The sequence below is a fragment of the Achromobacter pulmonis genome (assembly GCF_002885955.2).
Lineage (GTDB): Bacteria > Pseudomonadota > Gammaproteobacteria > Burkholderiales > Burkholderiaceae_B > Achromobacter > Achromobacter pulmonis_A.
Genome location: NZ_POQS01000007.1, coordinates 190,303 through 213,919 on the forward strand (window position 1 = coordinate 190,303; position 23,617 = coordinate 213,919).

Genomic DNA, 23,617 nt, shown 5'->3' on the forward strand with positions numbered 1-23,617 from the left:
CCATGTTGGGGTTTCACCCCAACGCTCAACCACGCCCTCATCCGATTCGTTGAACGCATGCTTCAGATACAGCAGCGAAATCATGATCCGAAGCGGCACACGTGGACGGCCGGCATTGCTGCGCGAGGTCTGACGCTGCGCCTTCTCGCCAAACAAGTCCAGATCCGGCATCGCCACCCCTTCGTGCGCTTTACGAACGAACAAATGTGCCACCCGAGCCTCAAGTTCTTGCCATGGCATGCGCGAGGACAGCACCGCCAACGGGTGAAGCAGGTCAATCATCTGATCAATGCGAGAACGGAAAAAATCATCGGTGGCAGGACAGGCAAACATCGAAACAAAACTCCCAGAAAACAGCCTCTATTGAACAACAAACTGGGAGTTCCGGGTATCGGAAATTGCCCCAATTATCAGTGTTCATGCGGGTTGAGGGGATATTTCAGGGCCGACTACGTATTCTGGTTGAGGGCGCTGGACAGGGTGGGCTCGGCCCGCGCCACGCCGTCGAGCGAGCCATTGGCGGGCTACCGGGTAAGCGCCGGCTCGCTGTCGGCCAATAAGTTCAAGGCCGCCAGATGGCAGTGGGCGATTTACCGCTCGGTGCTGGGCCTATCCGTTCTTCGCAGTACGTCGTGTTTCATCTGGTATGCATGGTTTGCAGTGATGAAGCGTGGTGTATGGCGAAAATCAATCAATAAAGTCAACCTGTAGGAACTATTGCGCGTGTCTCAAAAGTCAAAACACCGTGCATCTCCACTGTCGCTGCTGAGAAGTCTGGTCAGAAACCGTCAGCTTATCTGGAGTCTCGTCAGGCGTGAGGTTATCGGCCGCTATCGTGGTTCGGCACTTGGGCTGTTGTGGTCATTCTTCAACCCGGTGTTTATGCTTCTGGTCTATACGTTCGTATTCAGCGTGGTCTTCAAGGCGAGGTGGCCCGGCGGCACCGAATCAAAAACCGAATTTGCTTTGGTGCTGTTCGCCGGCCTGATGCTGTTCAATTTCTTCGCGGAATGCATCAACCGCGCGCCGTCGCTGATTCTGGCCAATGTCAACTATGTGAAGAAGGTGGTGTTTCCCCTGGAGATCCTGCCTTGCGTCGCATTGGGCTCGGCGTTCTTCCACCTGTTGATAAGCCTTTCCGTCTGGATGGTGTTTTATGTCGTTTTCTATGGTGTGCCACACCTAACGGTGCTGCTGTTCCCCGTGGTCGTTTTTCCGTTGGTTGTCGTGGTACTGGGTCTGAGCTGGTTCCTGTCGTCGCTGGGCGTATTCCTGCGTGATGTTTCGCAGTTCATCGGCATCCTCACAACGGTGCTGATGTTCATGTCGCCCATTTTCTATTCGGCATCCATCCTGCCCGCAGAATATCAGGGCTTTCTGCACCTGAGCCCGCTTACCGTAGTGGTGGAGCAGGCGCGCAATGTGCTTTTTTGGGGGCGGGGGATCGATTGGGGCATATGGTCGATGTATACAGTGGCCGCTTTCCTGATCGCAGCATTGGGTTATGCATGGTTTCAACGTACCCGAAAAGGCTTCGCCGATGTCCTCTGATAATTTGGCAATCGCAGTCCGGAATCTGAGCAAGTGCTTTCATCTCTATGACAAGCCGCGCGATCGCCTATTGCAAATGGTCTCCTTCGGCCGTAAGCAGTATTATCGTGATTTCTGGGCGCTGCGCGATCTGTCGTTCGAAGTGCAGCGCGGCGAAACCATAGGCGTTATCGGTCGTAATGGGTCGGGTAAATCGACCTTATTGCAGATGATATGTGGAACGCTCACGCCGACTACAGGCGAGATCTGGACGCGAGGCCGCATTGCCGCGCTTCTGGAGCTCGGGGCGGGCTTTAACCCGGAGTTTACGGGCCGTGAGAACGTATACCTAAACGCTTCTATCCTCGGGCTTACGAATCGCGAGACTGACGAGCGCTTTGACGATATTGCGGCCTTCGCGGATATCGGGAGCTTCATAGATCAGCCGGTAAAGATGTATTCGAGCGGAATGTATGTCCGTTTGGCCTTTGCCGTTGCGATCAATTCAACTCCCGACGTTCTGATCGTGGATGAGGCGCTGGCCGTTGGCGATACCCGCTTCCAGTACAAGTGCATGCGGCGTATCAAGGAGATACAGGGCTCGGGTGCTGCGGTCTTGTTCGTCAGCCATGACGTCGGTTCGGTGCGCACGCTTTGTCAACGGGCGGTGTGGCTCGATAAAGGCGGGCTGCGCATGATAGGCCAAGTCGCGAACGTGACGAGCCGGTACGCCGAATTCATGTATCACGACGAAAATGGCACGGAGCCGCCGGCCGAGGTTGCGGCAGGGCAAGAGGAACCGGTCGCGGCCGTCGACGAGGTTACACAGCCGGCGACCGCGACCATGCCTGAGGCGGTGTCGCAGGAGTCCGACGCGTTGCATCTGGACGCGAAGCCTGCCTCGCACTGGGGCAAGCAGACGGGGCTGATCAGCCACGCCGCGGTCCACAGGGCGACGGGGGAGCGCAGAGACGTATTCGAATGGGGTGAAAGCCTCTGCGTGAGGGTCATTTTCCGCCCACCGGTTGGGGTGGATATCGACAAGGTGGGCGTGGCCTTCTCCATCAAAAACGAGAAAGGCATGGATCTGCTCGTGACCAGCACGCAAGAGGACGCAGCTTTTGCGGTGCCCGGTGACCGCTCTTCGGTTCAAGTGGAGTTTCGATTTGACAATTATCTGGTGCCAGGCAAGTACATGCTGGTGGCAGCGCTGGAGGACGCCAGTTTGGGGGATAGATCCTATTTCGAGTACGTGGAAGGCGCACATTATTTCTCCGTCACGGCTCCCACCAGATTCATGGGCGTGTTCCGCCCGGAAGTGACCACAACATGTATTGGAGGGGCTGTATGACCTCGACGGATATCAATAGCCACGAATATTGGAACGGCCGGTTCGACAAAGACTGGGAATCCAATCTCGGAAAGGAACAATCCCGTTTCTTCGCCAGCGTAGCGCTGGCCAACATGCCTCAATGGTTGAGGCCGGTGGCCAACCAGGAAAACTGGACGGTGTGTGACTGGGGATGCGCGCAGGGCGACGGAACCGACGTCCTGGCGAGTCACTTCGTTCGGGAACGAGTGACTGGAGTGGATTTCGCCGAGTCGGCGGTCGAGAAGGCTCGTGCCGCTTATCCCGGCCTGCGCTTCGAGGCGGAGGACTGGATCGCGGAGGACGGCGTCGGCGGAAAATTCGATATCGTATTCTCGTCCAATACCCTGGAGCATTTCTTCGATCCATTCAGTGTATTGTCGAAATTGTTCGAGCATGCCGAGCATTGTGTGATACTTGCTCTGCCTTACCGTGAGCTTGACCGGATATCGGAGCATTTTTTCACGTTCACTGCCGAGAACATCCCGCTGGTTGCCGATTCCGATTGGCTATTGGTTCATTCTGCAGTGGCTAACTGCCGAGTAATGGAGCCGACCTATTGGCAGGGTGATCAGATCATTCTGGTATATGCCAACCGCGTATGGGCGCAACAGAAGAAAATCGCTCTGGCGGATGGCGCGTTGGCTTCTGACGCGGTGGAGATACCTGTCGATATCATGCCCGAGCAGATGAGCGCCCTGCGCCAGGAGAACGAGCGCCTGGCCAGCGGCATTTTGGAGATCAAGGAGTTGCTGCATCAACAATCGCAGCAGCTGGAGCAATCCGCGCAATCCGCAGCGCAATCAGCAGCACAGTCCGCAGCGCAATCGGCCGCCCAGTCGGCAGCGCAATCCGCTGCCCTGTCCGCCGAGCATGAAGCAGAGATCCAACGCCTGGAAGGGGAACGGCAACGCCTCGAAGGGGAGCGGCAACGCTTGGAGATCGATCGGGACCAGATGGCGGGAATGCTGGAGCAGATGAAATGCAGCATGTCGTGGCGTGTGACCGGACCTTTCAGAGCCGTGTCGGCAAGCCTGCGAAAGCTGTTCAAAGGCTGAGTCGACCCAGGCACCGGATGCTCCCATTAATGCAGCCGATAAATAGCGCGGCTGCGGTATGGCTGAGTCGGCATCAGAACGACGGATGGCTGCAAACGACTCAAACGGTTCATCGATAAATCGATCTTCGCCATCCGGAATTTTGGCGACATATTTCGAAAATTGCTGGATGCGTTCAAAATATATGGCGGAGCATTTTTAATTTGTGGATTGATTTCAAGTATTAACCGATTTACAAATTTTGTTTTGTCGTGATGATCAGTAATTTTTCCGATCGCTTTTCAGGACCAGTGAAAATAGAGTATCGTGCGGCTAGCCAGGCTGGGAATGCACGGCAATAGATAAGATGCCAACTATATGAATAACCTCAACGGATTCGCAGTTTCTTGGTTTTTTGCACCCTACGTCGGGTCTGCAGATACCGACTTTTTCAAGCGCATAAAAGATACGAGGATATCGTATCTGGTCGCACAGGTGGCTCGTGATACTCGCGATGATTCCATGCTGCGCTATGCGTCCACCGACATCGAACGAGTCGAGATCGAACTGGATCACCAGAATCCGCGTAATATTTCCGTACGTGCGCGTTTCTGTGAAGAGGTTTTAAGGATCTTCAAGGAGTCGAAACGAAAATTCGACTTCCTGATTTCTCATTCCAATGAGCTGGTAAGCCACGAGGCAGTTGGAAAAATAAAGAAACTGCGCCCCGACTTGCCGTGGGTTGCCTATTTCGGCGATCTTTTCGTGCGCAATCCGTATATCCGTCATATGCCAGGCTATCCTCTGGTGGCGGAAGATAGCGCGATCGAGCGGGAGACGCTGCGTGATGCCGACCTGATCATCCTGAATAACGAATATCAGCGCGACCTGATGTTCACGGGAAATCTGGCCACGTTCAAGCATAAGGCCGTGATCATTCCGCATTGCTATGACCCGGCGATGTACCCGGCTGACGTCGTGCCAAAGAACGATAAGTTCGTCTTTTCGCATCTGGGGACGCTGTATTACGTCAAGCGCACCGCCGAGCCGGTGCTTCGTGCGGTCGATCGTCTGCTCGAAATCTATCCGGAATACCGCGGGAAGTTCGAGCTGCGTTTTTACGGCGCCAGCCCTTGCGATAGCGATCGGGCATGTCATGAGGCGATGCGCAATCCCAGCCATGTACGTTTTCTCGGGCCGGTCTCTTACTCCGAAAGCCTGCGCCTGATGGCCGAGTCCGATGCGCTGCTCCTGATAGACGGCCTGTTTTCCGAGGCGGACGACGGTCTGGACTGCAATCCGTTCTTCCCTGGGAAATTGACGGACTACATGGGGGCGCGCCGACCGATAGCGTCGATTACGATGGCCAAGGGGCCCACCGCGGATATTATGACCGAATCAGGAAACCTGATTGCGGACAGCCGCCTGGATCGCGTCGCGTATGTCTTGAAGAGATATATCGACCGAAAAATCCAGCCCAAGTATGACGTATACGATAATTATTCCGTCGGCAAAGTAGCGGGACTGATGGAAGACGCGATCAAATCTATATTGAAGGTGTGAGATGAAGCACTACGACGTAATTATAGTTGGAACGGGTTTTGCGGGCTCCATACTTGCCGAGCGCCTGGCCTCTCAAATGGATCGCAAAGTGCTGCTTATCGAGCAGCGCGACCATATTGCCGGCAATATGTACGATTATAAGGATGAACACGGGGTACTGGTGCATAAGTATGGGCCGCACCTGTTCCGCACGAATAGCCCGCGAGTCCTGTCATATATTTCGCAGTTTACCGACTGGGAGCCATATCAGCACCGAGTCCTGGCGCACGTGCAGGGACAGCTCGTGCCGGTGCCGTTTAATCTGACATCCTTGGAAAAGCTGCTGCCTGAACAGGCCGAGGAACTGAAGTCCATTCTGATCGCCGAGTTCGGCATGGACGTCAAGGTTCCGGTTTCTGTGCTGCGCAAGCACGCAGATGTCCGGGTGCGTGAGCTGGGCGAGTTCATTTTCCAGAACATCTATCTCAACTACACGACCAAGCAGTGGGGCGACAAGCCCGAGAACCTGGATTTTGAGACCATCACCGCGCGCGTGCCGGTGCACTTGTCCTACGACGACAGATATTTCCAGGAAAGTCATCAGGCCTTGCCCAAGCAGGGATATACAGCCATGTTCGAAAGAATGCTGGCCCATCCGAATATCGAGGTTCGCCTGAATACCAAGGCTTCGGAATTGTTGGAGTTCGACTCCAGCAGCGGCAAGGTGCTGTTTGAAGGTCAGCCTTTCGAAGGCGATTTGATCTATACGGGTCCGGTAGATGAACTATTTGGATATGTATACGGCGAGCTGCCGTACCGTTCGCTGCGTTTCGATCTGGAAACACACGACATGGAGTACTACCAGCCCACGACTACGGTGAACTACCCGAACACCGAACGTTTCACGCGCATCACGGAATACAAGCACTTGATGGGCGATAAGCCGGAAAAGACCACCATCATGAAGGAGTATCCGCAGGAGTACGACCGGAATGTGCCCGCTCAGAGCATTCCGTACTACCCGATACCGAAGGACGCCAGCGCGGCGTTGTATGCGCGCTATGTCGACCTGACGCGCAAGTTCCAGAATCTCAAATTGGTGGGACGGCTGGCCGAATATCGTTACTACGATATGAACAACATCATCGAACACGCGCTCGATGTGTTCGAAAACGACTTCCAGCGGAGCGCGCAGGAATGAGACCCAAGGTAAGCGTAGTGGTTCCGGTCTACAACCTCGAGTTCTATATCGAGCGTTGTCTGGCGTCGCTGGCCAACCAGACTTGCAAGGATATTGAGGTGTTGGTCATCAACGATGGCGGCACCGATGATAGCCAGTTGATCATCGAGGAATTCGTCGCGCAGTATCCCGGAATGTTCCGGTCGTTCGTCAAGCCGAACGGCGGCCATGGCGCCGCCTGCAACTACGGAATCGACAGGGCTAATGGGGAATACATCATCATCGTGGATGGCGATGATTTCCTCGACGAAGATGCGATCGAGTTCATGTACGACAAGGCGCAGAAGACCGGCGCGGACCTGCTCATCGGCAACCTGCGCTATTACTTTACCGATCACACCGCCCAGTTCAAGCCGATTCCGCTCGATTCGGAACGTGAATTGAATGATGCGGATCGCGATCTGCTTTACCGCAACTGGGCCACGCCTTGCGGTCGGATTTACCACCGCTCGATCTTCGAGGATCCTGATGTGCGCCTGCTGCCAGGCATCCTGTTCGCTGACGCGAATTTCGTGCCCAAGAGCTATCTGGTGGCCAAGAAGATCTACTACGTCGACAAGGAACTGTACAACTACGACAATACGCGGCCGACCCAGTCGATGAAGCAGACGGACAAGCGTATTCTGAATATTGTCCCGGCGCTCAATGATATGTTGGCCTTCTACAGGAAGAAGGGCGCTTTCGAAACCAAGCGCAAGCAGCTGATGTGGTATGTCGGCATGCACTGCGTGGCGTGGATCCGGAGGGTGCAGACGCTAGTCGGCTATCCGAAGCTGAAGGCACTGCGCGAGATCTTTGCCGTGGCTGACGGAAACTTTGGCTCTGATTGGCTCAAGACGGGCATCATCTGGGACGTGTTTGGCGTCAACGTGCATCGTGCCATCAAGATTGCACGCATGTTCCAATACGCACCCATTACTCTTTGCTGGCGCTTTGTCGGCGTATGCCGGCGGGTCGACGGCCGAATCGAGCGAGTGCTTGGCTTGCCGTTGCGTGGGTATAAGTGGTTCAAGCGCGGGCTGCGATCACGCCTTGGAGCCTTGCCATGAGTACGACCGGTAAACCCGGGCATATGCGCCGCGTGCTGGTGGCTGGAGGGGCGGGCTTCATTGGCACACATACGCTGGTCAGCCTGGTGGAGAATGGTTATCAGCCGATTGTGCTGGACAATTTTTCCAACAGCTCTCCCGAGGCCTTGGCACGGGTATGCCAGATCACCGGGGTCGAGGTATCGGCCGTGAATGGCGACATTCGCGATCGGACAGCGTTGGACCAATTGTTCCAACGCTGCGCCGATGAAGGCCGCCCGATCGAATGTGTGCTGCATCTTGCCGCGCTCAAGGCTGTGGGGGAGTCTTCGGTCAAGCCGTTGGAATACTACGACAACAATGTGACCGGGACATTGCGCCTGCTCGAGGCAATGCTCGCGGCCGGGGTCATGCGCCTGGTGTTCAGTTCATCCGCGACCGTATACGGCGAACCCGAGTCGCTGCCGTTCCAGGAACAACACCGTATTGCGCCGACCAATCCTTACGGTCAGACCAAGGCCATGGTCGAACAGATCTTGCGCGACCTTTGCGCGGCTCAACCGGACTTCGCGGCCGTCTGCCTGCGTTACTTCAATCCCATCGGTGCGCATGAAAGTGGACTGATTGGAGAGGATCCGCGCGGCGAACCCAATAACCTGTTTCCTTACATCATGCGGACGGCTGTTGGAAAGGCGCCGTTTCTGAGAGTCTTCGGTGATGATTACCAGACGGTCGACGGCACCGGCGTCAGGGACTATCTGCACGTTTCGGATCTGGCGGACGGCCATTCGAAGGCGATCGACTACATCTGCACCGGGAAAGCGGGGGCGAACTTTTCGGCTTTCAATCTCGGTACGGGGCGCGGCACCTCGGTGTTGGAACTGGTCGCGGCGTTCGAACGCGAGAGTGGCGTTCGCGTGCCGTACCTGGTCACGGCACGCCGGCCGGGCGATATCGCCGAAGCTTGGGCTGACCCCTCGCAGGCCAACCAGGTGCTGGGATGGGCTGCCCGGAGAACCGTGGACCAGATGTGTCGCGACGGCTGGAACTGGCAGAAAAACAATCCGGATGGATATCCGGAATAGCATGCGGCTTTTCAACCGCATGGGCACGGAGAACAAATGAGCAGTTTGAAATCCATGACGCAGAGCCTGTTCGGCCCTGTGTACCGCGCTTTGCCGCAAGGTGCGCGCGACCTGCTGGCGCCGTTGAAACGCGCCATCCTGGGGGCGGCGGCTCCGCGCACGGAGCCGGTGGCCGAAACAGCGCCGGTCGCACGCACGCCGAAGCAGTTGCACGATATCGATTGGCCGACCTTTCGCGATACCGTGCTGTCCCGACGGCATGAATACAAAGGCGTGTTCATCCAGAACCGTACCATCGATTGGGATGTACCGCTGTTCCAGCGGCCACAGCATATCTGTATCGCTTTTGGCAAGCTGGGATATTTGGTGATCTATCGGACGATCAACGGCGAGTTCGATGACGTGATCGGTTTCCGTCACATGGGCGGAAACGTCTGGCTGACCAACAGCCCCGAAATCGATTCGATCGAGGGAGCTGTGCGATCCATCTACAGTACCGTGGATCCGACTCCGCCCGAGGCCCTGGCGGATTTCCGCAAGAAGGGAAAAATTGTCTACGAATACATCGATCATATCGACGAGGCGGTGTCCGGAGCCACGCGGTTGAAGATGCTGGCCGATGCGCGCGATCATGCATTCGAGAGCGGCGTGGATGTTGTGGTGGCTTCGGCCCGCATGCTGGAGAACGAGGCGCTGGCCAAGCGCCCCAGGGATGAAGTCATTTACGTGCCCAACGGTGTGGATTGTTCCCATTACCGAAAGGATTGGTCTCACATTCCATTGCCGCAGGAATATCGAGACTTCCTGGCGCGCCACGACAAGATCGTCGGCTATTTCGGCGCGCTGGCTCCCTGGCTCTGGTATGACCTGATCCGGGATATTGCAGCGGCACGGCCGGATTATGGCTTCGTGTTTATCGGGCCAGACTATTTTGGCGGGTCCGATAACTTGCCGAAGGCGGACAATTTCATATGGCTGGGGCCGGTCGATTACCGCATATTGCCGGCCTATGCGAAGGAGTTCGATGTCGCCATCATTCCGTTCGCGCATAGCGATGTCGCCCGTACGACGTCGCCCTTGAAACTTTTCGAGTATTTCGCGATGGAGGTGCCAGTCGTGGTGACCTCCTCCATGGACGAATGTTGTGCCTATGACGTTGTTTTGTCTGCGGAAAATGCGCAGGAATACGTGCAGGCTATCGACAAGGCATTTGAGTTGCGCGACGACTCCGGCTATCGGCGTTCGATGGCGGCGCTCGCCGATCAAAACGACTGGATCGTTCGAGCGCAATCGATGGAAGCGGTCTTCAAGCGCCTTTGATCGCCGCAGCGCGCCCGGACCAGTCCGTGAGGACCGGTCCGGATGCGTCGATCAGGATTGGACTTGCTTCAGGCTTTCCACGATGCGGGCACTCGCAGCGCCATCGCCATATGGATTATGGGCGAAGCTCATGGCTTCGTACGTCGCCTGATCTGTCAGCAGCAGGGCCAACTGACCGGTGATGGCATCCACATCGGTTCCCACCAGCTTGACCGTGCCGGCGGCGACCGCTTCCGGACGCTCGGTGGTGTCGCGCATGACCAGCACAGGTTTGCCCAGTGAGGGCGCCTCCTCTTGAATGCCCCCTGAATCCGTCAGGATAACGTGGGAGCGATCCATCAGGTAGACGAAGGGCAGGTAGTCGAGCGGTTCCACCAGGAACACGTTGTCCAGCCCGGTAAGCAGTCGGTTCACCGGCGCACGAACATTAGGGTTCAAATGCACCGGGTAGATGAAATCGTGGTCGGGAAATTGCTTGGCCGAGGCCGCGATGGCCTGGCAAATGCGTTCGAAGCCTGCGCCGAAACTTTCACGGCGGTGGCCCGTGATCAGCACGACACGGCGTCCTTCACGCAGGAACGGAAGCTGCGCCGCGACATGGGCGCGCAGCGCTTCGTCTTGCTGGAGCTTGTTTTGCACCCAGAGCAGCGCGTCGATGACGGTATTGCCGGTGATGACGATGGAAGCAGGCGAAACGCCTTCACGCACGAGATTGTCATGCGAGGTCTGGGTGGGTGCGAAATGCAGGTTGGCTAACGCGCCGGTGAGCTTGCGGTTGGCTTCTTCCGGCCACGGCGAGTAAATAGTCGGCCCTGAAATATCCCCTCAACCCGCATGAACACTGATAATTGGGGCAATTTCCGATACCCGGAACTCCCAGTTTGTTGTTCAATAGAGGCTGTTTTCTGGGAGTTTTGTTTCGATGTTTGCCTGTCCTGCCACCGATGATTTTTTCCGTTCTCGCATTGATCAGATGATTGACCTGCTTCACCCGTTGGCGGTGCTGTCCTCGCGCATGCCATGGCAAGAACTTGAGGCTCGGGTGGCACATTTGTTCGTTCGTAAAGCGCACGAAGGGGTGGCGATGCCGGATCTGGACTTGTTTGGCGAGAAGGCGCAGCGTCAGACCTCGCGCAGCAATGCCGGCCGTCCACGTGTGCCGCTTCGGATCATGATTTCGCTGCTGTATCTGAAGCATGCGTTCAACGAATCGGATGAGGGCGTGGTTGAGCGTTGGGGTGAAACCCCAACATGGNTGTAGACCTGGGTTACCGGGGCGTGGATGCCGACAATCCGCAGGTGCGCATTGTGCATCGTGGCAAGCCAAAACGGCTGACGGCGTTGGAGCGAAAGCAACTGAAACGACGCCAAGCCATTGAACCGATCATTGGTCATTTGAAAGCGGATCACCGGATGGATCGCTGTCACCTTAAAGGTGAAGAAGGCGACCGGCTGCATGCGGTGTTGTGCGCGGCGGGCTATAACCTCAAGTGGTTGCTGCGTATGATTGCCAAGAAGGGGGTGCCCTTCATGCAGATCCTTTTTTTGCGCCTGAAAAAAGGCACCGCCGTGAGGACGATTCTGACGGCATTGGCGTGGTTGGGGGATGCTGACCGGTTAAACCGTCATCATAGCGTCATGCAAAGACCCGTGTTGGCGGCGTGACGCTGCGTCTTGAATGACCGTTTTCGGTCAAAATGAATAAATCAGCATCGACTAAATATTGCCCGTGCGCAGGCCGGCTTCGACGTGGCCAACGGGAATGCGCTGGTAGTAAGCCGCCAGCGAAGCGGCGAACGTCGTGGCTGTATCGCCGTGGACCAGGATATAGTCCGGGCGGTAGTTTTGCAGCACGTTGCGCATGCCGAGCAGAATGGCGCTGGTTACGTCTGTAATGTCCTGGCCCGCCTTCATGATATCGAGGTCGAAATCCGGCCGGATCTCGAACAGGGACAAGACCTGGTCCAACATTTCGCGGTGCTGGGCGGTCACGCATACGCGTGCCTCTATGGTCGGATCGTGCGCCAGTGCATGTACGAGAGGCGCCATTTTGATGGCTTCGGGGCGAGTGCCGAACACGGTCAGGATTTTCATGAATCGGATCTGGGCTGAAGTTGTTGCAGTGGGCGACGCTGCGCGGCGCTGGCAATTGGGTTTGTAGCCGATTCTACTCCGGGGGCGTCCGGACGCTTCTCCCTGTGTTTCCCCGGGATTTTGTGTTGTACATTCCATCTTTCATCGTATTGCCCAATTCTTGATGCCCACCCGCATTCTCATCGTCCGCACTTCGTCCCTGGGCGACCTCGTCCACATGCTGCCGGCTATCACCGATATAGCCCGGCACGTTCCTGACGCCGAGATCGATTGGGTAGCGGAGGAAGCCTTCGCGGAGATTCCCGCCTGGCATCCGGCGGTCAATGAGGTCATCAAGGTGGCGCACCGGCGCTGGCGCAAGGCCTGGTGGTCGCCCCAGGTGCGGGCCGAGCGGCACGCCCTGAAAGAGCGGCTGCGGGCCAAGCAGTACGACGTGGTGCTGGACATGCAGGCGCTGCTGAAATCGGCCTGGCTGGTGCGCCAGACCCGCGGGGTGCGCCACGGGCTGGACTGGCGTTCGGCGCGCGAGCCGCTGGCGTCGCTGTTCTATAACGTGCGCCATCGGGTGGAATTCTGGCAGCCGGCGGTCATCCGCCAGCGCAAGCTGGCCTCGCTGACGTTCGGCTACCAGTACGCCGGCCAGCCCGATTTCGGGCTGCAGGCGTTTTCGCGCCAGGCCGCCCAGGCCCGCGAGGACGAGGCGGGGGCGGACCAGGGCCAGGCCGAGCCGCCGCGCCTGCATCACGTGGATACGGATCACGGCTACGCGGTCATCATGCCGTCGGCCAGCCGCGACGACAAACTCTGGCCCGAGGACGATTGGCGCGCGGTGTTCCGCCGCCTGCGCGACGCGGGCTGCACGCTGCGCCTGCTCTGCGGCAACGAGCAGGAGGCCGAACGCGCCAGGCTGCTGATCGCCGGCATGGACGGGGCGGAAGTGCTGCCGCGCATGGATCTGACCTCGGTGGCCCGGCTGCTGGCCGGCTCGCGCCTGATGGTGGGCCTGGACAGCGGCCTGACCCATCTGTCGGCCGCGCTGGGCCGTCCCACCATCGGCATCTACCGGGCTTCGACCCCGGTGCGCACGCCGCTGGTCGGGTCGAACTACACCGCCAGCCTGGGCGACCGCGGCGCGTCGCCGTCGCGCGAGGCCGTGATGGCGTCGGTGGAGCAGGCGCTGGCGGCCCAGTGACATGAACCGCGGCGTCTACACACTGGCGCTTCGGGCCCTGTCGCCGCTGATCTGGCTGTGGATGGGCCATCGCGCCCGGCGCGCCGGCGGCCAGTGGGAAATCTTTTCGCCGCAGCGGTTCGGCCGGCTGCCGGCCGCTTCCTCTTCCGATTCCCAGGCGGCGCCGGTGTGGGTGCACGCCGTGAGCCTGGGCGAGACCCGGGCCGCGCAGCCGCTGTTGCAGGCGCTGCTGGACCGCGGCCTGCCGGTGCTGCTGACCCACGTGACGGCCACCGGACGGGCCGAGGGCGCGCGGCTGTTCCAGGACGCCATCGGCCGCGGGCAGTTGCGCCAGGCGTGGCTGCCGTACGATTTTCCGGGGGCGACCCGCCGTTTCATGGCGGCCAGCAGGCCGCGCTGCGGCCTGCTGATAGAGCGCGAGGTGTGGCCCAATCTGCTGGCCGCGGCGCGCGCGGCGGGCGTGCCGATGGGGCTGGTCAGCGCGCGGTTCTCGGCTTCTTCGTTGCGCCAGGCGGGCCGGATGGGCGGCGTGATGCGCGAGGCCCTGGCCGGGCTGGACGCGGTGCTGGCCCAGACCGCCGAGGACGCCGCGCGGCTGGCGCAGGCCGGCGCCCGGCAGCCCGTGGTGACCGGCAACCTGAAGTTCGACCTGGCGCTGCCGCCGACGCAGGTGCAGGCCGGCCAGGCCTGGCGCCAGCGCCTGGGCCGGCCCGTGGTGGCCGTGGCCAGCACGCGCGAGGGCGAGGACGGCGCCTTCATCGAGGCCATCAAACGCCATGCCAAAGTATCAGGGACGCATAATGCGCCCCTGTTTCTGCTGATTCCGCGCCATCCCCAGCGTTTCGACGAGGCCGCGCGCCTGCTGGAGGAGGCCGGCCTGGCGTATGCACGGCGTTCGGCGGGCGCGGAGCCCGGCGCGGACACCACGGTGCTGCTGGGCGATACGCTGGGCGAAATGGCTTTCTACTACGCGGCCTCGGACGTCGCGATCGTGGCGGGCAGCTTCGCGCCGCTGGGCGGGCAGAACCTGATCGAGGCCTGCGCGGCCGGGGTGCCGGTCATCGTCGGGCCGCATACGTTCAATTTCAAGCAGGCGGCCGAGGACGCCATCGAGGCGGGCGCGGCGCAGCGCGCGCCGGATGCGGCGCAGGCGGTGGACGCCGCGATGGCGCTGCTGGCCGACGAGGCGCGGCGGCGGCGCGGCGGCGAGGCGGCGCGGGCCTGGTTCGGCGCGCACGCGGGCGCGACCGGGCGCACGCTGGACGCCTTGGCGTCCTGGCTGGACTAGGACCCGCTGCGGGGAACCAGCTTGACCGCGCCGGGGTTCAGTTCCTGGCTGAAACGGCGGGTGTCGCGTCCTTCGTCCTCGGGGCGCATGCCCAGCCAGCCCTGGCCGAGCGCGTAGACGCCCAGGTTCGCCAGCAGGATGAGTACGAAAAGCACGCGCATGCAGGCCTCTCAGTCGGCGGCCGGCGGGTTGGCGCGCGCGATCGCGGCCAGCCCGTCCAGCACGGGATGATCCAGGTAGACCGGCACGGGCGTCGCGCCGAATGCGCCGCCCGCGTCGGCCAGCAGGCGTTCGATTTCCTGGTGGACTTCGGGCCAGCCGCCGCCGGCGGCAAAGATCTGCGGCGTCTGGCCGTAGCGCTGGCGTCCGGCCAGCCATTGGCGCACGACCGCGCCGGCCTGCGCCGCGGCGATGCCCGAGGCGATGGCTTCGTGCGTGTCGGCGGGGTAGGCCACGACCTGACCGTTGGCCACCGGCAGGTTGGCGGTGCCGTGCGCCAGGGCGTTGCGCATCATGGCGGGGCCGGGCAGGATCAGGCCGCCGGCGAAGACGTTGTCGGGGCCCACGGTGTCGATGGTGGTGGCGGTGCCGAAGCTGGCCAGCACGAAAGGCGGGTGGTCTTGCGGCAGGCGCGACAGCACGCCCAGCAGCGACGCCCAGCGGTCGGCGCCCAGCTGCGTGGGCTTGCGGTAGCCGTTGACCAGTCCCAGCGTCGCGGCCTGGGAGGGCGACCAGGTCATGCCGCAGCCGTGTTTTTCGAGGATGGCGGCGATGGCCTTGCCGCGGGCCTCGCCGGCGACGTTCACGCCTATCGCCCGCTGCGGGCGGCGCGGAAGCGCGGCCAGCCAGCGATCCAGGGCGTCCAGGTCCACGCCCTCGAAGGCGACCGCCGCCGGTTCGCGCGGCGCGTCGGCGTTGGCGGCGTCCAGCCAGCCTACCTTGAGACGGCTGTTGCCGGAGTCGATGAGAATAATCATGCTTGGCGTCGGATCGAGATTTCGCCGACCAGGATCGGCTGGGCGCCCTCGGGCGTTTGCACCAGCAGGCGGCCGTGGTCGTCCACGCCGCAGGCGGTGCCGCTAAGAAGGATAGCGCCCTTGTCCAGGACGTTGACCTTGCGGCCGGCCAAAGCGTCCACCTGGCCGAAACGCTGCCTGAATGCGCCGAAGCCCGCGCGCTGCAGCTCCCGGACCGCTTCGTGCCACGCCGTGGCGCTGGCGCAGACCAGGTCGGCGGCGCTGGCGGCGCGCCCCTGCACCTGGCTCCAGTCGGCGACGTCGCGCCCGAGTTCGGCCGACAGGCGCTCCGCGTCGCGCAGGTTCACCCCCATGCCGATGACCACGGTGTAGCCGGCGTCCGGCCCGCCCGGGTTGCGGGTGGTCTCGACCAGCACGCCGGCGAGCTTGGCGTCATGCCACTGCACGTCGTTGGGCCATTTCATGCACAGTCCCGCCGATTCCGGGCCGGCCACGGCGCGCAGGGCCTCGCACGCGGCCACGCCGGCCAGCGGCGACAGCGCGGGCAGTTGCGCGGCGGGCAGGTGCACGTCGAAGGCGCAGGAGAACATGAGATTGGCGCCCGAGCGGTTCTGCCAGGGGCGGCCTGCGCGGCCGCGTCCGGTCTCCTGCAGGTGCGTGCCCAGCAGCCAGGGCTTGCCGCCCGCGCCCGCGCGGGCGCGGGCCAGCAGGTCGGCGTTGGTCGATCCGGTGCTGCCGGTCCAGGAGACGTCTTGAAACGCGGGCAGGCGCGTGGCCAGTTCCCGGGCCAGGTCATCGGGCGCGGGCAGATCGATGGTTCGGGCTTGAGCGGACATGGCGGCGATTGTAGGGCACGCAAGCCCGCGCTCGCGGTCGGCACGCGCCTGCGTATATCATTAACGATACATTTTGCATTGGTAAGCTCCCTGCATGCCGCATTCCGTTTCGTCCGCACCCGTCGCCACGCCCCTGCGCCATGAAGGGGGCGTCTGCCATGTGGCCGGCGACTGGAGCGTGCTGGCGCTCGCAGAACCCGGCGAGGTGGAGCGCCGCCGCCAGGCCCTGGCGCAGGCGGCCCGCGATGGCGCGCGCTGGGACCTGCACCGCATCAGCCGGCTGGACACCATCGGCGCGCTGCTGATCTGGCAGGCCTGGGGCGAAAAGCTGCCCGAGCGCGTGCGCTGGTCGCCGGGGCCGCAGGACGTGTTCAACGCGCTGGCCATGAACAAGGGCGGCACGCCGCAGGCCGCGCCCAAGGGCGATCCCTGGGCCTGGCTGCGCGCGGTGGGCGACGCGGTATTCAAGGCGGCCGCCAACGGCCGCGCGCTGCTGACCATGCTGGGGCAGCTGGTGCTGGACCTGGGCGGGCTGCTGCGCCGCCCGCGGCTCGGGCCCTGGCGCGAGATCTCGGCGCAGATCTACCGGACCGGCGCGCAGGCGCTGGGCATCACGGCGCTGGTTGGCTTTCTGATCGGCGTGGTCCTGTCCTATCTGTCGGCGCAGCAGCTGCAGATGATCGGGGCCGACCGCTTCATCGTGCGCCTGCTGGGCGTGTCCATCGTGCGCGAGCTCGGGCCGGTGCTGGCCGCCATCCTGGTCGCGGGCCGGTCGGGCTCGGCGATCACGGCGCAGATCGGCGTCATGCGGGTGACGCAGGAGCTCGACGCGATGCTGGTCATGGGCATTTCGCACGGGCAGCGCCTGATCCTGCCGCGCGTGATCGCGCTGGCCGTGACCATGCCGCTGCTGGTGCTGTGGACCGACGCGATGGCCATCCTGGGCGGCATGCTGGCCGCGCAGGTGCAGCTGGGCGTGTCGGCGCAATGGTTCCTGCAGTCGCTGCCGGACGCCATTTCGCTGACCAATTACTGGATCGGCATCATGAAGGGCGTGACCTTCGGCATGCTGATCGCGCTGATCGCATGCCACTTCGGGCTGTGCATCCAGCCCAACACGGAAAGCCTGGGGCGCGGCACCACCACTTCGGTGGTCACGTCCATCACCGGCGTGATCCTGCTGGACGCGCTGTACGCCGTGGCCTTCAGTTCGGTGGGCATCTGATGGACAGCGTCGCCCAGCACCGGCTGTTCGCGCAAGACGACGTCACCGTCGAGCCCGTCATCACGGTGCGCGGCCTGCGCACCGCCTTCGGCGACCACGTGGTGCACGACAACCTGGACCTCACGGTGTTTCCCGGCGAGATCCAGGTGCTGGTGGGCGGATCGGGCACCGGCAAGACCGTGCTGCTGCGCCAGATCATCGGGCTGGAGCAGCCGGCGGCCGGTTCGATCAAGGTGCTGGGGCACTCGCTGTCCGAGCTGAGTCCGGCCGAGCGCCGCAGCCTGTCGTACCGCTGGGGCATGCTGTTCCAGGCCGGGGCGCTGTTCTCCGCGCTGTCCGTATACGACAACATCGCCTTGCCGCTGCGCGAGCTGCGCACGGTGCCCGAAGACCTGGTGCGCGACGTCGTCATGTGCCGGCTGGCGATGGTGGGCCTGTCCTCGCGCGATGCCGACAAGCGGCCCTCCGACCTGTCCGGCGGCATGGTCAAGCGCGTGGCGCTGGCGCGCGCGCTGTCCCTGGACCCGGAATTGCTGTTCCTGGACGAGCCCACGGCCGGCCTGGACCCGCTGCGTTCCGACGAGTTCGTGGACCTGGTGCGCAACCTGCACCGGCAGCTGGGCTTTACCGTGGTCATGGTGACGCACGACCTGGATACGCTGCTGGCCCTGGCCACGCGCGTGGCCGTGCTCGCCGACAAGCGGGTGATCGTGAACGACACCGTGCAGGAAGTCCTGAAGGTCGATCACCCGTTCATTCATACGTTCTTCCTGGGCGAGCGCGGCCTGCGCGCGCTGGGAGACATGGCGCCGAAGGGATTGCATCATGGAAAACCGTAGTCATGCGCTCATGGCCGGTATCTTTACGCTGGTCTTGCTGGCCGCCGCTGCGCTGGCGGCCATCTGGATCGGCCGCGACCGGACCCAGCTGCAACCATACGAAATCATCTCCGCCACCGCCGTCAGCGGCCTGAATCCGCAGTCCACCGTGCGCTACCAGGGCGTGCCCGTGGGCAAGGTGCAGTCGCTGGCGCTGAACCCGGACAAGCCGGGGCAGGTGCGCATCCGCATCGGCATCGCGCCGAACACGCCGATCACCGAATCGACCTGGGCCGAACTGGGCGTGCAGGGCGTGACCGGCATGTCCAACATCGAGCTGCGCGACGACGGCACTTCGAGCAAGCGGCTGGAATCCTCGGCGCTGCATCCGGCCGCCATCCCGCTGCGGCCGGGCTTTCTCGAGCGCCTCGGGCAGCGCGGAGACCAGCTCATCTCGAACGTGGAGCAGGTCTCCGAGCAGATGCGCCGCATCCTGAGCGAACAGAACGTGCAGGCGCTGACCGCCAGCCTGCAGAACGTCACCGACCTCACGCAATCGCTGAAAGAGGCCAGCAGCGGCCTCGGCCCGGCGATGGCCAAGCTGGGGCCGCTCATGGAATCGCTGAACGCCACCTCGCGCCAGGCCGATCACGCCGCGCGCGAAGTCGGCGGCCTGGCGCTGCAGGCGCGCCAGTCGCTGGCGCGCCTGACGGCGCCCGGCGGCGCCTTGTCGGTCGCCACCAGCAGCCTCAACGACATCGCCCTGGCCGCCGCGCGGCTGGACGGCGAAACCCTGCCGGCCATCACCGGCATGGCGGCCAGCGTCAACGAGGCCGCGCGCGGCGCGGCCATGACCCTGCGCCGTGTGGACAACACGCCGCAGTCCTTATTGTTCGGCCCGGCGCCCCGCGAGCCCGGACCCGGCGAGGCTGGCTTTGCCGGTTTCGGGAGATAGCCCATGATCAAGATGCGTAGCGCCGTTTTCATCCTGACCCTGGTCCTGGCGGGCTGTGGCTTTGGCCGCGTGCCGGCGCCGCCCACGGTGTTCGACCTGGGCCTGGACGCCGCGCCGGTGCCGGCGCTGCCGTCGCGCGAGCCGATCGCGATGACGTTCCAGGCCGTGCCCAGCCTGTCCGATACCAGCGTGATCTGGCGCGTGGGCGACAGCGCCGCGCCCAAGGCCTATGCCACCTACCGCTGGGCCTCGTCGCCCACCGAGCTGCTGCGCCAGCGCATCGCCGAGCGCCTGTCGCGCCAGGGGCCGGTGCTCAACGAACGCGTCAGCCTGCAGACGCCGCAGCTGCAGGTGTTCCTGTCGCAGTTCGAGCAGGTGTTCGCGGCCGACGGCAGCGCCAGCGAGGGGCGCATCCTGCTGCAGGCCGTGCTGGTGCAGGGCCGGACGGTGCTGGGCCAGAAGCGCATCGTGGCGCGGGCCGACGCGCCCACGCAGGACGCCGCCGGCGGCGTGGCCGCCTTGCGCCAGGCCAGCAATGACGCCGCCGACCAGCTGGCGCAATGGCTGGCTGCGACCCTGAAGCCCGCGCCCAAGGCGGGCGGTTAACATCCTCCTCTTCTTTCCGCTTTACGAGTTTCGCCATGTCCGCACGCACTGAAACCCACGCATTCAACGGCCCCGCAGGCCGCATCGATTGCGCCGTAGACTGGCCCGCCGGCGCGCCGCGCGGCTGGGCGCTGGTGCTGCATCCGCATCCGCTGCAGGGCGGAGCGCGCGAGAACAAGGTCGTCACGACCGTGTCGCGCGCCTGCGTGCAGCACGGCCTGGTGGCGGTGCGCCCGAATTTCCGCGGCGTCGGGCTGTCCGAGGGCGAGTTCGACAAGTCCGTCGGCGAGACCCAGGACATGCTGGCCGTGGTCGCGCAGATGCGCGAACTGCATCCGGAGCTGGCGCAGGCGCCGTGGGTGCTGGCCGGCTTTTCGTTCGGCACCGCCGTCGCCGCGCAGACCTATGCCGCGCTGGCCGAGCAGGGCGACGCGGTGCTGCCGTCGGCGCTGATGCTGATGGGGCCCGCGGTCAACCGCTTCCAGTCGCACGAGGTGCAGGTGCCGGACGACACGCTGATGGTGCATGGCGAAGAGGACGAAGTCGTGCCGCTGTCCGAGGCCATGGACTGGGCGCGCCCGCGCTCCATTCCGGTGGTCGTGGTGCCGGGCGCCTCGCATTTCTTCCACGGAAAATTGCTGGTGCTGCGCCAACTGGTGCAAGCGCGACTGAAGGTCTCCCTGGACTGAACGGGTTGCATCAAGTTGCATGTTTTCGCGGCGGCGGGAACCCTGCCCGGGCTGAAGGGGTCTTAGCGTCTGCCTATAATTGTCAGCCACCTGACCCGCGCCGGCGGGCGTCAATCCTGGACCCACGTTGCCGATGAAGAATTTGCCCCACCCCGTTCACTCCCCCGCAGTCTTTACCCGCCGCCTGCTTAGCGGCGCGGTGTTGTCGGCGATGCTCGCGGCCTCGATGCCGGCCTGGTCGCAGCAACAGCAGGCGCCCGCCGCCGCGGCGCCGGCCACAGGCGCGGCCGCTCCCGCGCCCTCGGCTTCGGGCGTGGTGCCGGTGGGCGAAGTGTCGGCGGTGCCGGCGCCCACGATCGCGGCCAAGGCCTGGATCGTGATGGACGTGAACAGCGGCCAGACTCTGGCGGCCTCCAACCCGGACATGAAGGTCGAGCCGGCCTCGCTGACCAAGATCATGACGGCCTACGTCGTCTTCAACGCGCTCGAGGAAAAGCGCCTGACGCTGGAGCAGACCGTGCCGGTTTCCGAGCACGCGTGGCGCACCGGCGGTTCGCGCATGTTCATCGAGCCGCGCAAGCCGGTCACCGTGGATGAACTGAACCAGGGCATGATCGTGCAGTCCGGCAACGACGCCTCGGTGGCCCTGGCCGAAGCGGTCGGCGGCAGCGAAGGCGCGTTCGCCTCGCTCATGAACCAGGAGGCCGAGCGCCTGGGCATGCGCAACACGCACTTCATGAACGCCACCGGCCTGCCCGATCCGCAGCACATGACCTCGGCGCGCGACCTGGCGATCCTGTCGTCGCGCCTGATCACCGATCACCCGGACTACTTCCACTACTACAAGCAGAAAAGCTTCACCTACAACAAGATCACCCAGCCCAACCGCAACCGCCTGCTGTGGGCCGATCCGTCGGTGGACGGCATGAAGACCGGCCATACCGAATCGGCCGGCTACTGCCTGGTGTCGACCGCGATGCGCGGCGACCGCCGCATCCTGGTGGTGGTGGTGGGCACCGACAGCGAAGCCACGCGCGCCGAGGAAAGCCTGAAGCTGCTGAACTGGAGCTTCCAGAATTTCGACACCGTGAAGCTGTTCGACAAGAGCCAGCCGGGCATCGACGCGCGCGTCTGGGAAGGCGTGGCCGAGAACGTCAAGCTGGGTCCGCCCAACCCGGTGTCGATCGCGGTGCCGCGCGGCAAGGCCGGCGAGCTCAAGCCGGTGGCGCAGCGCACCGACCCGCTGATCGCCCCGCTGGCCAAGGGCCAGCAGGTCGGCACCCTGCAGTTCACGCTGGACGGCAAGGTGCTGCGCAGCGAGCCGCTGGTGGTGCAGGACGCGGTCGAACGCGCGGGCTTCTTCGGCCGCATGGTCGATACGGTCAAGCGCTGGTTCGAATAACAGAACGGCCGGGGGCGCGGCCGCGCGCCCCGTGGGTGTAAGCTAGCGACGGGCGTTTCGTGATGAAACGCCCGTCTTCATTCCCGGGGCGGACCTGCCGGTGCGCCCCTATCCTTCGATTCTCAGGAGTGCGTCATGATTCCGGGCGTGCCGGGCGATAGCCAGGTGTATCTCAACGGTGAGTTCCTGCGGGTGGACGAGGCCAAGATCTCCGTCCTCGACCGCGGCTTTATTTTCGGCGACGGCATCTACGAAGTCGTGCCCGTGTACCAGGGCAATGCGTTCCGCATGGCCGAGCATCTCGACCGCCTGGACCGCAGCCTGGCGGCGCTGCGCATCGCCCAGCCCTTCGACCGCGCCGGCTGGATCGACCTGATCCAGCAACTGCTGGCGCGCACCGAGCTGGAAACCTGCATCGTCTATCTGCAGGTGACGCGCGGCGTGGCCAAGCGGGACCACCAGTTCCCGTCGGTTCCCGTGACGCCCACCGTCTTCGGCATGGTGTCGGCCTGGTCGCCGCCGGCCGCCGCGCAGCGCGTCCAGGGCCTGTCCGCCATCAGCATCCCCGACGAGCGCTGGCTGCACTGCGAGATCAAGTCGGTCTCGCTCCTGGGCAACGTGCTGGCCAAGCAGCAGGCGGTCGACGCGCAGGTCGACGAGGTGCTGCAGTTCCGCGACGGCTACCTGACCGAAGGCTCGTCCACCAACATCTGGGTGGTTTCCGGCGGCAAGCTGCTGGCCCCGCCCAAGAACAACCTGATCCTGGAAGGCATCCGCTACGGCCTGATGGGCGAGCTGGCGGCGGAGGCGGGCATCCCGTTCGAATCGCGCCGCATCTCGCGCCAGGAGGTCGAGCAGGCCGACGAACTGATGCTGTCTTCGGCCACCAAGGAAGTGCTGGCCATCGTCTCGCTGGACGGCAAACCGGTGGGCGCGGGTAAGCCCGGCCCCGTTTTTGAGCAACTACGCGCGGGTTATGATGCCCGCATCGCCGCGCTCTAGGCTTCAAGGCCTTCGGGCCTGCGGCATCGGGCGGCCCCGGCGGGGCCGCGCCGGCGGCCTTGCCGGCGCGCTGCCCGGCTCAAGGTTAAAAGGTAGATCATGCATATCCCGCCCGAAGAGTCCCTCATCGAATATCCCAGCGACTTTCCCATCAAGGTGATGGGCAAGCAGCATCCCGATTTCGCGCAGACGCTGACCGAAGTCGTCCTGCAGTTCGACCCCGGCTTCGACGCCGCGACGGTGGAAATGCGGCCCAGCAAGGGCGGCAACTACATGGGGCTGACCTTCACCGTGCGCGCGACCTCGCGCGAGCAGCTGGACGCGCTCTACCGCGCCCTGCACGGCCATCCCATGGTGTCCATCGTTCTCTGAAGCAAGGCGT

The 23,617-nt window shown here is 63.0% G+C and carries 24 protein-coding genes and 3 pseudogenes; 21 read left to right on the forward strand and 6 right to left on the reverse strand.

Annotated elements, in window-relative coordinates:
* Window positions 1-282, reverse strand: a 282-nt coding sequence (locus C1I89_RS25065; RefSeq protein ID WP_258231523.1) for a transposase, incomplete at its 3' end; no start/stop codon positions are given.
* Here C1I89_RS25065 and C1I89_RS34645 point away from each other — a divergent pair.
* The 9 genes from C1I89_RS34645 (at window position 265) to C1I89_RS25105 (ending at window position 10,151) form a co-directional block, all read left to right on the forward strand.
* Window positions 265-711 (forward strand): hypothetical protein, encoded by a 447-nt coding sequence (locus C1I89_RS34645; RefSeq protein ID WP_181391060.1) that lies wholly within the window; start codon window positions 265-267, stop codon window positions 709-711. The genes C1I89_RS25065 and C1I89_RS34645 overlap by 18 nt on opposite strands.
* Before the next feature lie 12 nt (window positions 712-723).
* On the forward strand, window positions 724-1,551 hold the full coding sequence (locus C1I89_RS25070) for an ABC transporter permease (RefSeq protein WP_102775096.1): 828 nt from the start codon (window positions 724-726) through the stop codon (window positions 1,549-1,551).
* Complete coding sequence (locus C1I89_RS25075; protein WP_258231524.1) at window positions 1,505-2,881, forward strand: ABC transporter ATP-binding protein; 1,377 nt, start codon at window positions 1,505-1,507, stop codon at window positions 2,879-2,881. Before C1I89_RS25070 ends, C1I89_RS25075 begins: the two co-directional genes overlap by 47 nt.
* Complete coding sequence (locus C1I89_RS25080) at window positions 2,878-3,957, forward strand: class I SAM-dependent methyltransferase (protein WP_181391046.1); 1,080 nt, start codon at window positions 2,878-2,880, stop codon at window positions 3,955-3,957. The genes C1I89_RS25075 and C1I89_RS25080 overlap by 4 nt, the downstream gene beginning before the upstream one ends.
* 357 nt (window positions 3,958-4,314) lie before the next feature.
* Window positions 4,315-5,499 (forward strand): glycosyltransferase family 4 protein, encoded by a 1,185-nt coding sequence (locus tag C1I89_RS25085; protein ID WP_146196945.1) that lies wholly within the window; start codon window positions 4,315-4,317, stop codon window positions 5,497-5,499.
* A gap of 1 nt (window position 5,500) precedes the next feature.
* Window positions 5,501-6,679 carry a UDP-galactopyranose mutase gene (glf, locus tag C1I89_RS25090; protein WP_102775100.1) on the forward strand — a complete coding sequence of 393 codons (1,179 nt, stop codon included), beginning with the start codon at window positions 5,501-5,503 and terminating at the stop codon, window positions 6,677-6,679.
* Complete coding sequence (locus tag C1I89_RS25095) at window positions 6,676-7,767, forward strand: glycosyltransferase family 2 protein (protein WP_102775101.1); 1,092 nt, start codon at window positions 6,676-6,678, stop codon at window positions 7,765-7,767. Before glf ends, C1I89_RS25095 begins: the two co-directional genes overlap by 4 nt.
* A complete protein-coding gene (gene galE, locus C1I89_RS25100; protein ID WP_258231525.1) occupies window positions 7,764-8,831 on the forward strand; it encodes a UDP-glucose 4-epimerase GalE in 1,068 nt (355 codons plus the stop codon). Before C1I89_RS25095 ends, galE begins: the two co-directional genes overlap by 4 nt.
* A 36-nt stretch (window positions 8,832-8,867) precedes the next feature.
* Window positions 8,868-10,151 carry a glycosyltransferase gene (locus C1I89_RS25105; RefSeq protein WP_219929609.1) on the forward strand — a complete coding sequence of 428 codons (1,284 nt, stop codon included), beginning with the start codon at window positions 8,868-8,870 and terminating at the stop codon, window positions 10,149-10,151.
* 51 nt (window positions 10,152-10,202) lie between these two features.
* Here C1I89_RS25105 and wecB read toward each other — a convergent pair.
* A pseudogene (wecB, locus tag C1I89_RS25110) lies at window positions 10,203-10,955 on the reverse strand (non-hydrolyzing UDP-N-acetylglucosamine 2-epimerase); the annotation flags it as partial.
* Between the two features lie 367 nt (window positions 10,956-11,322).
* On the opposite strand from wecB, the gene C1I89_RS35440 reads away from it, so the two are divergent.
* Window positions 11,323-11,412 carry a hypothetical protein gene (locus C1I89_RS35440; protein ID WP_258231534.1) on the forward strand — a complete coding sequence of 30 codons (90 nt, stop codon included), beginning with the start codon at window positions 11,323-11,325 and terminating at the stop codon, window positions 11,410-11,412.
* Window positions 11,409-11,816 (forward strand): annotated as a pseudogene (locus C1I89_RS35995) (transposase); the annotation flags it as partial. The gene C1I89_RS35440 and the pseudogene C1I89_RS35995, both read left to right, overlap by 4 nt.
* Window positions 11,817-11,870: 54 nt before the next feature.
* Here C1I89_RS35995 and C1I89_RS25120 read toward each other — a convergent pair.
* A pseudogene (locus C1I89_RS25120) lies at window positions 11,871-12,245 on the reverse strand (UDP-N-acetylglucosamine 2-epimerase); the annotation flags it as partial.
* A gap of 163 nt (window positions 12,246-12,408) precedes the next feature.
* Between C1I89_RS25120 and waaC the strand changes: the two are divergent.
* Window positions 12,409-13,437: a lipopolysaccharide heptosyltransferase I gene (gene waaC, locus C1I89_RS25125; protein WP_102775105.1), complete on the forward strand. Its 1,029-nt coding sequence runs from the start codon at window positions 12,409-12,411 to the stop codon at window positions 13,435-13,437.
* A 1-nt stretch (window position 13,438) separates the two neighbouring features.
* Window positions 13,439-14,725, forward strand: a complete 1,287-nt coding sequence (locus C1I89_RS25130; protein WP_102775106.1) for a 3-deoxy-D-manno-octulosonic acid transferase — start codon at window positions 13,439-13,441, stop codon at window positions 14,723-14,725.
* Here C1I89_RS25130 and C1I89_RS34650 read toward each other — a convergent pair.
* The 3 genes from C1I89_RS34650 to C1I89_RS25140 are packed head-to-tail and all read right to left on the reverse strand — an operon-like array spanning window position 14,722 to window position 16,538.
* The gene (locus C1I89_RS34650; RefSeq protein WP_181391047.1) at window positions 14,722-14,886 is read right to left on the reverse strand and encodes a hypothetical protein; all 165 of its coding nucleotides are present in this window, start codon (window positions 14,884-14,886) and stop codon (window positions 14,722-14,724) included. The two genes, C1I89_RS25130 and C1I89_RS34650, sit on opposite strands and share 4 nt — an antisense overlap.
* Window positions 14,887-14,895: 9 nt before the next feature.
* Window positions 14,896-15,702 (reverse strand): type III pantothenate kinase, encoded by an 807-nt coding sequence (locus tag C1I89_RS25135; protein ID WP_102775107.1) that lies wholly within the window; start codon window positions 15,700-15,702, stop codon window positions 14,896-14,898.
* Window positions 15,699-16,538: a biotin--[acetyl-CoA-carboxylase] ligase gene (locus C1I89_RS25140; protein ID WP_102775108.1), complete on the reverse strand. Its 840-nt coding sequence runs from the start codon at window positions 16,536-16,538 to the stop codon at window positions 15,699-15,701. Before C1I89_RS25140 ends, C1I89_RS25135 begins: the two co-directional genes overlap by 4 nt.
* Before the next feature lie 94 nt (window positions 16,539-16,632).
* Here C1I89_RS25140 and C1I89_RS25145 point away from each other — a divergent pair, with 94 nt between their 5' ends.
* From C1I89_RS25145 to C1I89_RS25180, 8 genes are all read left to right on the forward strand, one after another.
* Window positions 16,633-17,763 carry an MlaE family ABC transporter permease gene (locus tag C1I89_RS25145; RefSeq protein ID WP_102775109.1) on the forward strand — a complete coding sequence of 377 codons (1,131 nt, stop codon included), beginning with the start codon at window positions 16,633-16,635 and terminating at the stop codon, window positions 17,761-17,763.
* Window positions 17,763-18,602, forward strand: a complete 840-nt coding sequence (locus C1I89_RS25150; RefSeq protein ID WP_102775110.1) for an ABC transporter ATP-binding protein — start codon at window positions 17,763-17,765, stop codon at window positions 18,600-18,602. Before C1I89_RS25145 ends, C1I89_RS25150 begins: the two co-directional genes overlap by 1 nt.
* The gene (locus tag C1I89_RS25155) at window positions 18,589-19,536 is read left to right on the forward strand and encodes an MlaD family protein (RefSeq protein WP_181391048.1); all 948 of its coding nucleotides are present in this window, start codon (window positions 18,589-18,591) and stop codon (window positions 19,534-19,536) included. Before C1I89_RS25150 ends, C1I89_RS25155 begins: the two co-directional genes overlap by 14 nt.
* A gap of 6 nt (window positions 19,537-19,542) precedes the next feature.
* On the forward strand, window positions 19,543-20,142 hold the full coding sequence (locus tag C1I89_RS25160; RefSeq protein ID WP_102775375.1) for an ABC-type transport auxiliary lipoprotein family protein: 600 nt from the start codon (window positions 19,543-19,545) through the stop codon (window positions 20,140-20,142).
* Window positions 20,143-20,177: 35 nt separating this feature from the next.
* The gene (locus C1I89_RS25165; protein WP_102775112.1) at window positions 20,178-20,831 is read left to right on the forward strand and encodes an alpha/beta hydrolase; all 654 of its coding nucleotides are present in this window, start codon (window positions 20,178-20,180) and stop codon (window positions 20,829-20,831) included.
* Window positions 20,832-20,964: 133 nt separating this feature from the next.
* A complete protein-coding gene (locus C1I89_RS25170) occupies window positions 20,965-22,233 on the forward strand; it encodes a D-alanyl-D-alanine carboxypeptidase family protein (protein WP_102775113.1) in 1,269 nt (422 codons plus the stop codon).
* 135 nt (window positions 22,234-22,368) lie between these two features.
* Window positions 22,369-23,235, forward strand: a complete 867-nt coding sequence (locus C1I89_RS25175; RefSeq protein ID WP_102775114.1) for a D-amino acid aminotransferase — start codon at window positions 22,369-22,371, stop codon at window positions 23,233-23,235.
* A 99-nt stretch (window positions 23,236-23,334) separates the two neighbouring features.
* The gene (locus tag C1I89_RS25180; protein WP_102775115.1) at window positions 23,335-23,607 is read left to right on the forward strand and encodes a YbeD family protein; all 273 of its coding nucleotides are present in this window, start codon (window positions 23,335-23,337) and stop codon (window positions 23,605-23,607) included.
* Window positions 23,608-23,617 lie beyond the last annotated feature (10 nt).